This window comes from Sphingomonas sp. PR090111-T3T-6A (genome assembly GCF_000383095.1).
Lineage (GTDB): Bacteria > Pseudomonadota > Alphaproteobacteria > Sphingomonadales > Sphingomonadaceae > Solisphingomonas.
On sequence record NZ_AORL01000015.1, the window covers coordinates 1 to 14,269 of the forward strand.

A 14,269-nucleotide genomic window follows, 5' to 3' on the forward strand; every position below is an offset into this window, starting at 1 on the left:
GNGNGGNGGGTTAAGCGTCGCGCCTTCCCCTCCACCAGCCTGCGGCTGGTCCCCCTCCCCGCAGAGCGGGGAGGAGAGATTCAGGCGTGGCGGCCGAAGACGCGATCGAAGATCGTGTCGACATGCTTGAAGTGATAGCCGAGGTCGAACTTGTCCTCGATCTCGCTCGTGGTGAGCGCGGCGGTCACTTCCGGGTCGGCCTTGAGCAGTTCGAGCAGCGACAGTTCGCCGTCCGACTCCCACACCTTCATCGCGTTGCGCTGGACGAGGCGATAGGCGTCCTCGCGGGACACGCCGGCCTGCGTCAGCGCCAGCAGCACGCGCTGCGAATGGACGAGGCCGCCCATGCGATCCAGATTCTTCTGCATCCGCGCCGGATAGACGAGCAGCTTGTCCATCACGCCGGTGAGACGCGCCAGCGCGAAGTCGAGCGTGATGGTCGCATCCGGGCCGATGCCGCGCTCGACCGAGGAGTGCGAGATGTCGCGCTCATGCCACAGCGCCACATTCTCCATCGCCGGCGTCACCGCCGCGCGGACGAGGCGGGCGAGGCCGGTCAGGTTCTCGGTCAGCACCGGGTTGCGCTTGTGCGGCATCGCCGACGAGCCCTTCTGGCCCGGCGAGAAATATTCCTCCGCTTCCAGCACTTCGGTGCGCTGGAGGTGGCGGACCTCGATGGCGAGGCGCTCGATCGACGAGGCGACCACGCCCAGCACCGCGAAGAACATCGCGTGACGGTCACGCGGGATCACCTGCGTCGAGACGGGCTCGGGGACGAGACCCATCTTGTCCGCGACATATTCCTCCACGCGCGGATCGATGTTGGCGAAGGTGCCGACCGCGCCGGAAATGGCGCAGGTGGCGATCTCTTCGCGCGCATCGACGAGGCGCTTGCGGCAACGCTGGAACTCGACATGCGCCTGCGCGAGCTTGAGGCCGAAGGTGACGGGTTCGGCGTGGATGCCGTGGCTGCGGCCGATCGTCGGCGTCAGCTTATGCTCGAACGCGCGGCGCTCCAGCACGTCGAGGAGCTTGTCCACGTCGGCGATCAGGATGTCGGCGGCGCGCTTCAACTGCACGGCGAGGCAGGTGTCGAGCACGTCGGACGAGGTCATGCCCTGGTGGAGGAAGCGGGCTTCCGGGCCGGTGCGCTCGGAGACGTGCGTCAGGAAGGCGATGACGTCGTGCTTGGTCTCGGCCTCGATCGCGTCGATGCGCTCGACGTTGAAGGGGCCGGCCTTGGCGTCGGCGTCCCAGACGGCGCGGGCGGCGTCCCTGGGCACGACGCCCAACTCGGCCATCGCGTCGAGGGCGTGGGCCTCGATCTCGAACCAGATGCGGAAACGGCTCTCGGGGGTCCAGATCGCGACCATCTCGGGGCGCGAGTAGCGGGGGATCATGGCAGGATCCTTCATGACGGCGGGATGACGGCCGCGCGCCTAGCAGAGGGGGGCGGGGGCGGCAACCAAAGGGGCCGTCGGAGGGCAGGGCGGCGCGGCAGCCGAACGTCTCGGCAGGCCGTTCATGAGGCAGCAAGTTTTCCGTGGCAGCCCCTGTCGCCCGAAGGAGACTGTCGACGATGATGATCCTTGCGGCGCTGCTTGCCGCCGGTGCTGCGGCAACGCCGGTAGCGATCCCGGCTCCGGCGAAGGCGGCGGACAAGCCCGGCCGGGCCGAGGTGCTGGCCGCCGTGAAGGCGGAGTGGCCACGCTACGACACGACCGGCCGCGGCAAGCTGACCCCGCTCGAGTTCAGCACATGGGTGCTGCGCGCCCATGGCGGCGTGGTGGCGCCCCGTGCCCATGCGGCGGGCATCGCACCGGTCTCCGCTATGAACGCGACGGCGACCGCCTTCGCCCGCGCGGACGCGGATCATGACGGCGGCGTGACGCCCGAGGAGATGGTCCGCTTCCTGATGGCGACCCCCGCGCCGATGGCCATCGACAAGGCGAAGGCCGACAAGGCCAAGGTGGTGACGGCGGGCGCCCGCGCGCCGGGCGAGTGACGCCCTAGATCAGCCCCAGCGCGCGCAGGCTCGCATGGCCCTTCGCGCCGATGATGACATGATCGTGGACGGTGACGCCCAGCGTGCTCCCGGCGTCGATGATCTGGCGGGTGAGGGCGATGTCCTGCCGGCTGGGCGCGGGATCGCCGCTCGGATGATTGTGCACCAGGATGATCGAGGCGGAGCCCAGTTCGATCGCGCGGCGGATCACCTCGCGGACATGCACGGCCGCCTGATCGATCGAGCCTTCGGAGATGGTCTCGTCGCGGATCAGCATGTTGCGCGTGTTGAGATGGAGCACGCGCACCCGCTCGACCCCGATATGCGCCATGTCCGCCTGGAGATAGTCGAGCAGCGCCTGCCAGCCCGACAGCACGGGTTGCGCCTCCATCGGTGCGCGCAACAGGCGGAGCGCGGAGGCGTGCGCGATGCGGATCGCGCCGGCCGCCGCCTCGCCCATGCCGGGGACGCGCATCAAGGCTTCGGGCTCGGCGGAAAGAAGTGGGCCGATCCCGCCGAACTCGCGGAGCAGCGCCTTGGCCAGCGGCTTGGTGTCGCGGCGCGGGATGGCGAGGGCGAGCAGATATTCGACGATCTCATGGTCGAGCAGCGCGTCGGCCCCCTGTTCGATCAGGCGGCGGCGCAGGCGGGCGCGGTGTCCGGCGACGTCGGGCAGCATCTCGCTCATCGGGAGAAGTGCTAGCAGGCGGAGCGGCCCGCGCAATCGATCGTTTCGGGCTGGGAAGGTGGCGGCCCTCTCCTTATGCAGGGCTCGGGTCGAGGCTTGGGAGTGCGCGTGGAAGAAGGCGAGGAAGGCCGCAGTCCGGCGAACCGCCGAATCGTTCGCGGCGCGGCGCTGGCGGGTGGCGTCGCGCTGGCGGCGCTTCTGGCCGGCTGGATCGAGCGCCGGCCGATCGTCGAGCATTTCGCGGGCCGCACCCTGAGCGAGGCGCATGTGCCCGCGCGCTATCGAATCGTCTCGATCGGCCCGTTCGAGCAGCGGCTGGAGGCGGTGCGCATCGGCGATCCGGCAAGGCCCGATCTGGTGGCGAAGAGCATCGTCCTGACGCTCGGCTATGGCCTTGGCGGCCCTTATGTGAAGGCGGTGCAGGCGGATGGCCTGCGTCTGGCGGCGCGTGTCGTCGATGGGCGCCTGTCGCTGGGGGCGATCGACCGGCTGCTTCCCAAGCCCTCGGGCAACGCGCCGACGACCTTGCCGGAGATAGCGGCGTCTCTGCATGACGGCCGGGTCATGCTCGATACGCCGGCCGGCCGGGTGACGGGCGCGTTCGAGGGAAGCGGGCTGCTGTCCGACGGGTTCAGCGGGAGCATCCGGCTCGCCGCACCGGCGCTGGCGGCAGGCGGCTGCGCGATTCGCGGGGCGAGCGGGCACCTCCTGCTGGAGACGCGCGCCGGCCAGCCCCATCTGAGCGGGCCGCTGGATATCGGGGGCGTGGATTGCCCTCAGAAGGCTCTCCGTCTTGGAGCGGGGCAGGCGACGCTGGATATCCGCCTCGCGCGCACGCTGGACCGTGGGCGGGGCGGGATTGCGCTGGCGGGCTTCGGCGGCGGCGCGGAGGCCGGGCGATTCGGATCGGCTTCGGGGCTTGTCACTTTCTCGGGCGACGCGAAGGAACTGGTCGGCACGGCGGGGCTGAATCTTGATGGACCGGGCACCTCGGCGGGGCACGCGGCCAAGGGCATGATCGGCGGCGCCTTCCGCTTCGCGCCGGGCGTCGGAGCCGTCTCCTTCGCGGGCGACCTTGCCTTGCGCGATGCTGCACTGGCCCCGGCGCGGCGGCGGGCGCTGCTGGCGGCGGCTGACATGCCGGCGGGAAGCCCCGTGACACCCCTTGCCCGTCGTGCGTCCGGCGCGGTCGACCGGATGCTGGCGAGCGCCGACGTCGACGCGCGAGTCGCGCTGACGCTGGGCGGCCGCACGGGCAATATGATCGAGGTGCAGCGCCTGACCGCGACGGGGCGGCACGGTGGCTTCGTGCGGATTGAGCGGGGCGGCGGTTTCGGTTGGCGGGCGACGGACAAGGCGTGGCGGCTCGACGGACATATCGCGACCGGCGGAGGCGACCTGCCGGCGCTGGACATCCGGGTGTCGCAGCCACGCGCCGGGGCGGCTTTGACGGGCGAGGCGCGGCTCACGCCCTATCGCGCGGACAAGGCGCAACTGGCGATGACGCCGCTGCGCTTCGGCTGGACGGACGCCGGCCTTCGCTTCTCCACGGTGGTGACGCTCGACGGGCCGGTGGCGTCCGGCCGGATCGAGGGGCTGACGCTGCCGATCGCCGGGCGCGTCGACCGGCGGGGCGGCTTCGCCATCGACGAACGTTGCACTCCACTGAGCTTCCGGTCCCTCGCGGTGAGCGGGGTGCGGCTCGATCCGGCGCATGTCGGCTTGTGCGGCAACGGCGGCGCGCTCGTGGAGCGGCCGGCTGGAGGTGCGCTCCGATTCGGCGCGGTCGCTGCCAACGTCCGGCTCGGGGGGCATTCCGGCGCGTCGCCGCTGTCTGTCACCGCGGGTCGGGTGGAACTGGCGCGGACGGGGTTCGCGGCTCGGGGGCTCGCGGTGCGGCTGGGCGCGGGAGAGGCGGTGACGCGGCTCGACGCCGAGGCGATTACCGGCGCCTTCGACCATGGCCGTTTCGAGGGCGCGTCGGCGGGAATCGCGCATGTGCCGCTCGATCTGGCCGACCTGGCAGGCACATGGCGCATTGCTGGCGGAGGGCTCGATCTCAAGGGCGGCCTCGGCGTGTCCGACGCGGCGGCGCCGGCCCGTTTCGCGCCGCTCGTCGCGCGGGATGCGGTGTTGCGGCTCGCGGACGGGCATATCGAGGCGAGCGCCACGCTGCGCGAACCCAGGCACGAGACGGCGATCGCCCATGTCTCGATCGTCCACGCCCTGTCGACCGGCACCGGCCACGCCCTGATCGACGTGCCGGGGATCGGCTTCGCCCCCAAGCAACTCCAGCCCGAAGTGCTGACGCCGCTCACGCTCGGCGTGATCGCGAACGTATCCGGCACGGTCGCGGGGCAGGGGCGGATCGACTGGAGCGACAAGGGCGTCACTAGCGGCGGCCGCTTCCACACCGACGGCCTCGATCTCGCCGCCGCCTTCGGCCCGGTCAGCAAGATCGCCGGCACGATCGCGTTCTCCGATCTGCTCGGCCTTGCGACGCCGCCGGAGCAGGAGGTGCGCATCGCCGAGGTGAACCCCGGCGTCGCGGTGTCGAACGGCGTCGTCCATTACCAGCTTCTCGGTGGGCAGCGCGTGGCGGTGGAGGATGCGCGCTGGCCGTTCGCGGGCGGCGAGCTGGTGCTCGACCCGACCGTGCTCGACTTCGACCAGCGCGCCGAACGCCATCTGACCTTCCGCGTGAAGGGGCTGGACGCCGCCGCCTTCGTCCAGCAGCTCGCTTTTCCGAACATCTCGGCGACGGGCACGTTCGACGGCATACTGCCGATGCTGTTCGATCAGTCGGGCGGGCGGATCGTTGGCGGGGAACTCGTCGCGCGGAAAGGCGGCGGTAGCCTCGCTTATGTCGGCGAGCTGACCAACGCCGAGCTGGGCATGGCCGGCAAGCTCGCTTTCGATGCGCTCAAGAAGATTCGGTATCAGGCGCTCTCGATCGGGCTGGACGGCAAGCTCGACGGCGAGATCGTCAGCCGCGTCAATTTCGACGGCGTGCGCCAGGATACCGGCGACACGACCATGGCGGCGCGGCTGATCCGCAACCTGCCCTTCCGTTTCAACATCCAGATCCGCGCGCCTTTCCGGGGCCTGATGGGCTCGGCGCGCGCCTTCGTGGACCCCAGCGTCCTGCTCAACAATGGCGCGCCCGCCGCCATTCAGCCCGCCGAAAGCGAGACCATGCGATGAACGAGCCGATATTGACGACGAGCGGTGAGGGTGCGAGCCCTTCGAGGATGATCGGACGTTCTTCAGTTCTGGCCGCAGGCGTGATGATGCTGGCCGGCTGCGTCTCGGTGAAGGCGCCCGACAAGCCGATCGAGATCAACCTGAACATCAGTGTGAAGCAAGAGGTCGTGGTCAGCCTGAAGAAGGACGCTGAGGACTTCATCACCAACAATCCGGAGCTGTTCCCGAAATGATGCGGACATCGAAGATCGGTATCGCCTTCATGGGCCTCGCGCTGGCGCTCGGCGGCTCGACCGCGGCGCTCGCGCAGATGGATGCCGAGGTGGAGGCGGCCATGGCCTCGGGCGCGGTGGGCGAGCAGGCGGACGGCTATCTCGGCTTCGCCAAGGCGCCGTCGGGTGGCGTGAAGGCCAAGGTGGATGCGATCAACATCAAGCGGCGCGAAGGCTATACGCAGGTCGCGCAGAGCAAGAATGTGCCGATCGAGGCTTTCGCCGCGTCGATCGGCTGCAAGACGCTCGCCGGGCTGAAGCCGGGCCGCTCCTACAGCGTCGCGAAAGGCGTGTGGGCCACGAAGGGCGCCGCGCCGATCCAGCTCCCCGCGCAGTGCGGTTGATACCCTGCGGACAGGGGGCGGGCCGCGCACATTGACTCAGGCCGGCCCCCTCCCTAATGGGTGGCCCGCCTAGGGGGCTCGCCCGCGGCATGGGCCTTCCAGGAGGGAGGTGGCATGACGCAAGACGATCCCCGAGGGCTCCCGGAAGGCGGGAAGGGGGAAGGCCTGTCGTCGCTCGATGAGCGGTTGAAGGCTGCCCGGAACGCCGAAGCGGCGAGGAAGGGCAAGGCGGCCGGTAAGCCCCGGAAGGGCTATAACCAGGGCAGCCGCGTACTGACCGAGCTGATTGCGGGGCCCGCAGGTGGCGCGATCATCGGCTGGCTCATCGACCGCTGGCTGGGAACGTCACCCTGGCTCCTGCTGGTGATGCTGTTCTCCGGGACGGTGGTCGCCTTCAGGAACATCTATCGGATTTCGAACGAGCGCCCGGAGTAATTCGGGCGCTTCGAGCATGAGAAGGGTCTAGGGTGGCAGCCGAAGCAGCCGGCGCAATCGATCCGATGTCGCAGTTCCGCGTGAACCCGATTGCGGGCGCGGACTGGGCAGTCTGGGGTCATAATATCGCCTTCACCAACAGCGCGGCCTTCATGGTGATCGTGCTGGGGGCTCTGTGGCTGTTCATGATGGGCGGCATGAAGCGTCAGCTCGTGCCCGGCCGCTGGCAGGCCGCGGTCGAGACGATGACCGACTTCGTCAACAACATGATCGAGAGCAATATCGGCGAGAAGGGCAAGCGCTTCACGCCCTACGTCTTCTCGCTGTTCATGTTCATCCTCGCGGCGAACCTGATCGGCCTGTTCCCGCTGGCGATTATCCCCGGCCTCCACGCCTTCACCGTGACGAGCCACATCACCGTCACCGGCGTGCTGGCGGTCATGAGCTTCTCGATCGTGCTGATCGTGGGCTTCGCCAAGCACGGCCTGCATTTCTTCAAGCTCTTCATCCCGCACGGGACGCCCGCACTGCTGGTGCCGCTGATCTTCCTGATCGAGCTGGTGTCGTTCATGGTGCGCCCCTTCTCGCTGGGCCTGCGACTGTTCGTGGCGATGACCGCCGGGCACATCCTGCTCGACGTGTTCGCGAGCTTCGTGATCCAGGGCATCAACTCGGGCACGGCGATCGGCCCGGTGGTGAGCGTGCTGAGCTTCCTGATGATCATCGGCGTGTCGGCGCTGGAGATCCTCGTCGCCGCGATCCAGGCCTATGTCTTCGCGCTGCTGACGTCGCTCTACCTGAACGACGCGATCAACCTTCACTAAGTCCTTTCAACAACTCACTGTTTCAACAGAGGAAAATATCATGGATCTCGCTTCTGCCAAGGTCATCGGCGCCGGTCTCGCGGCGATCGGCGTGGGTCTCGCGGCGCTCGGCGTGGGCAATGTGTTCGGCTCGTTCCTCGGTTCGGCTCTCCGCAACCCGTCGGCCGCTGACAGCCAGCAGGGCCGTCTCTTCATCGGCTTCGCCGCCGCCGAGCTTCTCGGCCTGATCGCGTTCGTCGTCGCGATCCTCATCCTCTTCGTCGTCAAGGGCTGACGCCCTGACCATCGGGGCCGGCTTGCCCGGCCCCGGTAACGGGCGGAGGAACAGATGCCTCAAATCGATCAAATCGGGACGATCTACGCTTCGCAGCTTTTCTGGCTGCTGATCGTGTTCGCCGTCACTTACGTCGTCATCGGCAAGGGGATGCTGCCGAAGATCGAAGGCACCATCCACGCCCGCAGTGCAAAGATCGCGGGCGACCTCGCCGCCGCCGAGAAGGCGCGCGACGAGGCGGAAGCCGTCGATCAGGCTTATCATGCCGAGATGGATCAGGCGCACCAGGGTGCGAACGACACGGTGCAGTCCGCCAAGGACGGCGCCCTGCGGGATGCCGACACGCGCCTGAAGGCCGCGCAGGCCGCCGTCGCCACCAAGCTGCACGAGGCCGAAGAGGCTCTCGCCGCGGCGCGGGTGAAGGCGCTGGCCGAAGTCGAGACGGTCGCCACCGACATCACGCGCGACATCGTCGAGCGCCTGTCGGGTGCGAAGGTCACTGAGGACGAGGCGCTGGGCGCGGTCCGCGCCGGCCTCGCTGCCTGAGGAAGCAAGAGATGACCGTCCACTCTGAAGCCGCCCAGACGATTCACGCCGTCACTGTCGCCCCGACGGTGGTGGAGCATGAGGATACCGCTTTCGGTCTCGCGGCGCCCGGCTGGGTCGCGCTGTCGATGATCGTGGTGATCCTCATCATGGTCTGGAAGAAGGTGCCGCAGGCGATGGGTCGTGGCCTCGATCACAAGATCGACGCGATCCGCAAGCAGCTCGACGAGGCCGCGGCTCTGCGCGCCGAGGCCGAGCAGCTCCGCACCAAGGCGCAGGCCACCGCCGCCGCCACCCACCGCGACGCCGAGGCGATCCTGGCCCATGCCAAGATCGAGGCCGAGCAACTCGTGGCGCAGGCGAAGGTTGACGCCGATGAGCTGATCGCCCGTCGCGGCAAGATGGCTGAGGAAAAGATCGCCGCCGCCGAGCGCGCCGCGATCGCCGAGGTCCGCGCCAAGACGGCGACCGTCGCGACGGCTGCCGCCGCCGCGCTGATCGGCCAGCGTCATGACGCGGCGGCAGACAAGCTGCTCGTCGAAAAGACGATCTCGCGCCTCAACTGATCCCGTTCCCGCTCCGGCGGGGCGGCCAAACCAGAAAAGGCCTCCTGCGATGAGCGGGAGGCCTTTTTCGTTGCGCGCCTCTCAGCTCAGGAAGGCGACCAGCGCGTCCGGGTGGATGGGAAGCTGGGCGAACCCCGCGACGAGGAAGAGCAGGCCCAGCGCCGCCGCCACCCAGGCGACGCCGAGCAGCGAGACGCTCTCCACCAGCGCGGCGATGGCCGCCACCGCGAGCGCGATCGAGAGGAAGCCGTCCGACAGGTCGAACTGGTCGTCGCGGCGGCCCTGCACGTCATAATCGTCGGAGGCGGCCTGCGCCTTGGCCTTCAGGTCGCGCGTCTCGGCGGTGTAGCGGGCGGCCTCGCGATCGGCCTGCGCGGCGTCGGCCCCGGCGCCCGGCAGACGGCGGAGCAGCGTCGCGGCGATCTGCTGGTCGTGGGCCTTGATCCGGGTCGACTGATATTCGCTCCACAGATCGATCTTGGCGGCCTGATCGGCCTGCATCGCCTGGACGATATTGTCGTCCTTGATCTTGCCCACCGCCATCACGACGCTGAGCGCAACCACGGTGGTCGCCACCATCCGGTTCAGTTTGCGATTGCCACCTTCGGGCGTTTCGATTCCTTCGCTCATGGGGGATTTCTAGCGTGGGGCAGGGGCCGGAACGCATGAAATCCCGGTCATCTTGTTCCGGTTGCGGCACAGGATCGATGCGATATTCTGACGCCATGGAACGGCGCGTATTCCTGCTCGGATCAATGGCGGCGACGGCGGCTTCGGCGGCGCCCACGCCCACGGGCAAGGCCGATCTCTATGGCCTTATCGGCAAGATGAAGGCGGTGGCCGGCCAGCGCGAGGCGCTGATCCCGATCGTGCTGGAGGGCGCGGAAGGGATGCCCGGCTGCCTCAGCTATATCGTCGCGCGCGACGTGGAGGACGCCGACGCGATCTGGATCACCGAGGTGTGGGAGAGCGAGGCGAGCCATGATGCCTCGTTGCAACTCCCGTCCGTGCAGGCGGCCGTTGCCAAAGCTCGCGATCTGGTTGCGGGGGTGGAGACGGGGGTAGCGACAGTGCCGGTGGGAGGCATCGGCCTCAAGCGCTGAGGGCTGGGCATCGCTGCGGCGCGCGCTTACATCGCCGATGTGAACGACCAGACGACCGACCGATTCAACGAAGAGAAATCCGTCTACACCGTGCGCGGATCGGACCAGCCCGATCTGGAAACGGGCGTGGCGGCGATCCGCAACGTGCTGAAGACGCTGCCGGTGCGCCCCGGCGTCTATCGGATGCAGGATGCGCGCGGCGACGTGCTCTATGTCGGCAAGGCGCGCGCGCTGAAGAACCGCGTGACCAATTACACGCAGGTGACGCGCCTGCCCAAGCGCCTGCTCCGCATGGTGTCGCAGACGCGCTCGATGACGATCGTCACGACCTCCACCGAGGCCGAGGCGCTGCTCTTGGAGGCGCAGCTCATCAAGCGCTTCCGGCCGCCCTACAACGTGCTGCTGCGCGACGATAAGAGCTTTCCCTTCATCCTGCTGCGAGAGGATCATGCCTTCCCGCGCGTGCAGAAGCATCGCGGCGCGCGGCGGGCGAAGGGGCAATATTACGGGCCGTTTGCCTCCGCCGGTTCGGTGACGCGGACGCTCAATGCGCTCCAGAAGCTGTTCCTGCTGCGCTCCTGCACCGACAGCTTCTTCCAGAACCGCTCGCGGCCCTGCCTGCTCTATCAGATCAAGCGTTGCTCGGCGCCCTGCGTCGATCGCATCAGCGAGGCCGATTATGCCGAGCTGGTCGAGGACGCGAAGGCGTTCCTTGCCGGCAAGTCGACGCAGGTGCAGAAGAAGCTCGGCGACCAGATGACCGCCGCCGCCGAGGCGATGGACTTCGAGCTGGCCGCGATCCTGCGCGATCGCCTCCGCGCGCTCACCTTCATCCAGGGCACGCAGGCGATCAACGCCGAGGGCGTGTCCGACGCCGACGTCTGGGCGGTCCACGCCAAGGGCGCGACGGCCTGCATCCAGGCCTTCTTCATCCGCGGCGGACAGAATTGGGGCCATCGCAGCTTCTTCCCCGCACACACCGCCGACGTGCCCGAGGAGGAGGTGCTGGCGAGCTTCCTCGCGCAATTCTACGAGGAGGTGCCGCCCGCACGCCTCGTGATGATCGACCGCGATCTGGAGGAGCAGGCGCTGCTCGCCGACGCGCTCTCCGAACGGGCGGGGCGCAAGGTGGAGCTGAAGCGCCCGCAGCGCGGCGAGCAGCGCCGCCTGCTGGCACAGGCCACGCGCAACGCCGAAGAGGCGCTCGACCGCCATCTCGCGGAGTCCACCACGCAGGGGAAGATTCTGCGCGAACTGGCCGAGCTGTTCGAGCTGGACGGTCCGCCCAACCGCATCGAAATCTACGACAACAGCCACATCATGGGCACCAACATGGTCGGCGCGATGGTGGTCGCGGGGCCGGAGGGGATGCGCAAGGGCGCCTACCGCAAGTTCAACATCCGCAACCCCGAGACGGCCCCCGGCGACGACTTCGCGATGATGCGCGAGGTGCTGGAGCGGCGCTTCTCCCGGCTGGAGAAGGAAGACCCCGATCGCAAGTCGGGCGAATGGCCGGACCTGCTGCTGATCGACGGCGGCAAGGGGCAGATCTCGGCCGTGTGCGACACGTTACAGGAGATGGGGGTCGAGGATGTGCCCGTGGTCGGCATCTCCAAGGGACCGGACCGCAATGCGGGCCGCGAGCATTTCCACCTGCCCGACGGGCGCGAATCGATGCTGCCGCTCAATTCGCCTTTGCTCTTCTATCTCCAGCGGCTGCGCGACGAGGCGCACCGCTTCGCGATCGGCGCGCACCGCACCAAGCGCGCCAAGAGCTTCACCGCCAATCCGCTCGACGATGTTCCCGGCATCGGCCCGGCGCGGAAGAAGGCGCTGCTGATGCACTTCGGATCAGCCAAGGCGGTGCGCGGTGCGGCGCTGGAGGATCTGGAGAAGGCGCCCGGCATCTCGAAGGCGATGGCGCAGGCGATCCACGATCATTTTCACCCGCGCGGCTGAGTTTCGCATGTCGACGAGCCGGTCCCGGTTCGGGACGGGACGCGCAATATTATAAAGGGGGAGGCAACGTTGTCAGCCTCCCGCCGGAGCCGTTCGGGGGCTAAGGCCGTTGGACAGAACGGGACGAGAGGAGTGCCCGCAGCCCGGCATTTTGGGCGCGAGAGCAGCTCCCGCGGGAGAAGATGAATGGCGACGTTGCTCTATGAGCCTGTGCATATGCACGGGCATGCGAAACCGTTGACGCGACACGCGGCGCTGCTGGCGTGGGTCGACGAGATCGCGGCGCTCACCAAGCCGGATGCGATCCGCTGGTGCGATGGCTCCGAGGCCGAATGGCAGGAGATGACGGCTCTGATGGTCGAGGCGGGGACGCTGATCCCGCTCGATCCGGCCAAGCGGCCCAACAGTTTCTACGCCCGCTCCGATCCGCGCGATGTCGCGCGTGTCGAGAGCCGGACCTTCATCTGCTCCGAGCGGGAGGAGGATGCCGGCACCACCAACAACTGGCGCGACCCGGACGCGATGCGCGCGACGCTCAACCCGCTGTTCGGCGGCTGCATGAAGGGCCGCACGATGTATGTCGTGCCCTATTGCATGGGGCCGCTCGGCTCGGACAAGAGCGCGATCGGCGTCGAGCTGACCGACAGCCCCTATGTCGTCGCCAGCATGAAGATCATGACCCGCATGGGCACGCCTGCGCTGGAGATGCTGGGCGACGATGGCTTCTTCGTCCGCTGCGTCCACTCGGTCGGGATGCCGCTGCTGCGCGGGCACAAGGATGTGGCGTGGCCCTGCTCGGACGAGAAGTGGATCGTCCATTATCCCGAGACGCGTGAAGTGTGGTCCTATGGCTCGGGCTATGGCGGCAATGCGCTACTCGGCAAGAAATGCTTCGCGCTGCGCATCGCCTCGGTGATGGCGCGCGACGAGGGCTGGCTCGCCGAGCATATGCTGATCCTCAAGCTCACCTCGCCGGAGGGGACGGTGCATTATGTCTGCGCCGCCTTCCCGAGCGCGTGCGGCAAGACCAACATGGCGATGCTGGAGCCGACCATCCCGGGCTGGAAGGCCGAGACGATCGGCGACGACATCGCCTGGATGCGCTTCGGCAAGGACGGGCGGCTCTATGCGGTGAACCCGGAAGCCGGCTTCTTCGGCGTCGCGCCGGGGACGGGGATGGCGACCAACCGCAACGCGGTCGAGACTCTCCATGCCAACTGCATCTATACCAACACCGCGCTCACCGATGATGGCGACGTGTGGTGGGAGGGGCTGACCGACAGCCCGCCGGAAGGCCTGACCGACTGGCGCGGCAATCGCTGGGACGCCTCGCTCGGCACGCCGGCGGCGCATCCGAACGCCCGCTTCACCGCGCCCGCCGAGCAATGCCCTGTGATCGCGGACGAGTGGGACAGCCCGGCGGGCGTGCCGATCTCGGCGATCCTGTTCGGCGGCCGTCGCGCGACGGCGGTGCCGCTGGTGACGGAAGCGTTCGACTGGCAGCACGGCGTCTATCTCGCGGCCAACATCGCGTCCGAAGGCACGGCGGCGGCCGAGGGGAAGGTGGGCGAACTGCGCCGCGATCCCTTCGCGATGCTGCCCTTCTGCGGCTACAACATGGCCGATTATTTCGAGCATTGGCTGCGGATCGGGGCGTCGGCTGCGTCCGATCCGGCGCAGTTGCCGCGGCTCTATCTGGTCAACTGGTTCCGGAAGGGCGCGGAGGGCAAGTTCCTCTGGCCGGGCTATGGCGAGAACAGCCGCGTGCTGAAATGGATCGTCGACCGCATCGAGGGCCGTGCCGAGGCGCGCGACACCCCGATCGGCCGCGTGCCAGCGACGGGCTCGCTCGATCTCGACGGGTTGGACATGCCGCAGGCGAAGCTCGACGAGCTGCTGGCGGTGGACCCGAGCGTCTGGATCGAGGAAGCGGCGCTCTCCGCCCGCGATCTGGCGCGGCTGGGCGATCATCTGCCCGAGGCGATGCTGGAGGAGCAGGCGGCGCTCGAACAGAGGCTGGCCAACGCCTGATGCCGACCCAACTGGCGG

At 68.4% G+C, this 14,269-nt stretch carries 15 protein-coding genes; 12 read left to right on the forward strand and 3 right to left on the reverse strand.

The annotated features are described in order from the left end of the window. Window positions 1-80: 80 nt before the first annotated feature. Window positions 81-1,400 carry an adenylosuccinate lyase gene (gene purB / locus ST3T6A_RS0107260; protein ID WP_019832249.1) on the reverse strand — a complete coding sequence of 440 codons (1,320 nt, stop codon included), beginning with the start codon at window positions 1,398-1,400 and terminating at the stop codon, window positions 81-83. Window positions 1,401-1,579: 179 nt separating this feature from the next. Between purB and ST3T6A_RS0107265 the strand changes: the two genes are divergently transcribed. Next, on the forward strand, window positions 1,580-2,005 hold the full coding sequence (locus ST3T6A_RS0107265; protein ID WP_019832250.1) for a hypothetical protein: 426 nt from the start codon (window positions 1,580-1,582) through the stop codon (window positions 2,003-2,005). Between the two features lie 4 nt (window positions 2,006-2,009). Here ST3T6A_RS0107265 and radC read toward each other — a convergent pair whose 3' ends face one another. Then, the gene (gene radC / locus ST3T6A_RS0107270; RefSeq protein WP_026359506.1) at window positions 2,010-2,693 is read right to left on the reverse strand and encodes a RadC family protein; all 684 of its coding nucleotides are present in this window, start codon (window positions 2,691-2,693) and stop codon (window positions 2,010-2,012) included. A 108-nt stretch (window positions 2,694-2,801) separates the two neighbouring features. On the opposite strand from radC, the gene ST3T6A_RS19565 reads away from it, so the two are divergent. From ST3T6A_RS19565 to ST3T6A_RS0107310, 8 genes are all read left to right on the forward strand, one after another. Continuing rightward, window positions 2,802-5,897 (forward strand): YdbH domain-containing protein, encoded by a 3,096-nt coding sequence (locus ST3T6A_RS19565; RefSeq protein ID WP_162140515.1) that lies wholly within the window; start codon window positions 2,802-2,804, stop codon window positions 5,895-5,897. Between the two features lie 47 nt (window positions 5,898-5,944). Then, a complete protein-coding gene (locus ST3T6A_RS0107280; RefSeq protein WP_037538025.1) occupies window positions 5,945-6,130 on the forward strand; it encodes a YnbE family lipoprotein in 186 nt (61 codons plus the stop codon). Further along, a complete protein-coding gene (locus ST3T6A_RS0107285) occupies window positions 6,127-6,513 on the forward strand; it encodes a YdbL family protein (protein ID WP_019832254.1) in 387 nt (128 codons plus the stop codon). Before ST3T6A_RS0107280 ends, ST3T6A_RS0107285 begins: the two co-directional genes overlap by 4 nt. A 114-nt stretch (window positions 6,514-6,627) precedes the next feature. Further along, the gene (locus ST3T6A_RS0107290) at window positions 6,628-6,948 is read left to right on the forward strand and encodes an AtpZ/AtpI family protein (protein ID WP_019832255.1); all 321 of its coding nucleotides are present in this window, start codon (window positions 6,628-6,630) and stop codon (window positions 6,946-6,948) included. Window positions 6,949-7,013: 65 nt separating this feature from the next. After that, on the forward strand, window positions 7,014-7,772 hold the full coding sequence (locus ST3T6A_RS0107295) for a F0F1 ATP synthase subunit A (protein WP_019832256.1): 759 nt from the start codon (window positions 7,014-7,016) through the stop codon (window positions 7,770-7,772). Between the two features lie 40 nt (window positions 7,773-7,812). Continuing rightward, entirely contained in the window at window positions 7,813-8,046 is a 234-nt protein-coding gene (locus tag ST3T6A_RS0107300) for a F0F1 ATP synthase subunit C (RefSeq protein WP_019832257.1), read from the forward strand. 54 nt (window positions 8,047-8,100) lie between these two features. Then, the gene (locus ST3T6A_RS0107305) at window positions 8,101-8,592 is read left to right on the forward strand and encodes a F0F1 ATP synthase subunit B family protein (protein ID WP_019832258.1); all 492 of its coding nucleotides are present in this window, start codon (window positions 8,101-8,103) and stop codon (window positions 8,590-8,592) included. An 11-nt stretch (window positions 8,593-8,603) separates the two neighbouring features. Continuing rightward, window positions 8,604-9,158 (forward strand): F0F1 ATP synthase subunit B family protein, encoded by a 555-nt coding sequence (locus tag ST3T6A_RS0107310; protein ID WP_019832259.1) that lies wholly within the window; start codon window positions 8,604-8,606, stop codon window positions 9,156-9,158. 81 nt (window positions 9,159-9,239) lie between these two features. Here ST3T6A_RS0107310 and ST3T6A_RS0107315 read toward each other — a convergent pair whose 3' ends face one another. Further along, window positions 9,240-9,788 (reverse strand): DUF4337 family protein, encoded by a 549-nt coding sequence (locus ST3T6A_RS0107315; protein ID WP_019832260.1) that lies wholly within the window; start codon window positions 9,786-9,788, stop codon window positions 9,240-9,242. 95 nt (window positions 9,789-9,883) lie between these two features. On the opposite strand from ST3T6A_RS0107315, the gene ST3T6A_RS0107320 reads away from it, so the two are divergent. The 3 genes from ST3T6A_RS0107320 (at window position 9,884) to ST3T6A_RS0107330 (ending at window position 14,251) form a co-directional block, all read left to right on the forward strand. Next, on the forward strand, window positions 9,884-10,261 hold the full coding sequence (locus ST3T6A_RS0107320) for a putative quinol monooxygenase (protein WP_026359511.1): 378 nt from the start codon (window positions 9,884-9,886) through the stop codon (window positions 10,259-10,261). 39 nt (window positions 10,262-10,300) lie between these two features. Further along, window positions 10,301-12,220, forward strand: a complete 1,920-nt coding sequence (gene uvrC / locus ST3T6A_RS0107325; protein WP_019832262.1) for an excinuclease ABC subunit UvrC — start codon at window positions 10,301-10,303, stop codon at window positions 12,218-12,220. 186 nt (window positions 12,221-12,406) lie between these two features. Then, entirely contained in the window at window positions 12,407-14,251 is a 1,845-nt protein-coding gene (locus tag ST3T6A_RS0107330) for a phosphoenolpyruvate carboxykinase (GTP) (RefSeq protein ID WP_019832263.1), read from the forward strand. Window positions 14,252-14,269: the final 18 nt, after the last annotated feature.

What these genes read in the sequence shown, in the direction of transcription:
- purB (WP_019832249.1), bottom strand. Translation starts at nt 1,400, where the DNA reads ATGATCCCCCGCTACTCGCGCCCCGAGATGGTCGCGATCTGGACCCCC.
- ST3T6A_RS0107265 (WP_019832250.1), top strand. Translation starts at nt 1,580, where the DNA reads ATGATGATCCTTGCGGCGCTGCTTGCCGCCGGTGCTGCGGCAACGCCG.
- radC (WP_026359506.1), bottom strand. Translation starts at nt 2,693, where the DNA reads ATGAGCGAGATGCTGCCCGACGTCGCCGGACACCGCGCCCGCCTGCGC.
- ST3T6A_RS0107280 (WP_037538025.1), top strand. Translation starts at nt 5,945, where the DNA reads ATGATCGGACGTTCTTCAGTTCTGGCCGCAGGCGTGATGATGCTGGCC.
- ST3T6A_RS0107285 (WP_019832254.1), top strand. Translation starts at nt 6,127, where the DNA reads ATGATGCGGACATCGAAGATCGGTATCGCCTTCATGGGCCTCGCGCTG.
- ST3T6A_RS0107290 (WP_019832255.1), top strand. Translation starts at nt 6,628, where the DNA reads ATGACGCAAGACGATCCCCGAGGGCTCCCGGAAGGCGGGAAGGGGGAA.
- ST3T6A_RS0107295 (WP_019832256.1), top strand. Translation starts at nt 7,014, where the DNA reads ATGTCGCAGTTCCGCGTGAACCCGATTGCGGGCGCGGACTGGGCAGTC.
- ST3T6A_RS0107300 (WP_019832257.1), top strand. Translation starts at nt 7,813, where the DNA reads ATGGATCTCGCTTCTGCCAAGGTCATCGGCGCCGGTCTCGCGGCGATC.
- ST3T6A_RS0107305 (WP_019832258.1), top strand. Translation starts at nt 8,101, where the DNA reads ATGCCTCAAATCGATCAAATCGGGACGATCTACGCTTCGCAGCTTTTC.
- ST3T6A_RS0107310 (WP_019832259.1), top strand. Translation starts at nt 8,604, where the DNA reads ATGACCGTCCACTCTGAAGCCGCCCAGACGATTCACGCCGTCACTGTC.
- ST3T6A_RS0107315 (WP_019832260.1), bottom strand. Translation starts at nt 9,788, where the DNA reads ATGAGCGAAGGAATCGAAACGCCCGAAGGTGGCAATCGCAAACTGAAC.
- ST3T6A_RS0107320 (WP_026359511.1), top strand. Translation starts at nt 9,884, where the DNA reads ATGGAACGGCGCGTATTCCTGCTCGGATCAATGGCGGCGACGGCGGCT.
- ST3T6A_RS0107330 (WP_019832263.1), top strand. Translation starts at nt 12,407, where the DNA reads ATGGCGACGTTGCTCTATGAGCCTGTGCATATGCACGGGCATGCGAAA.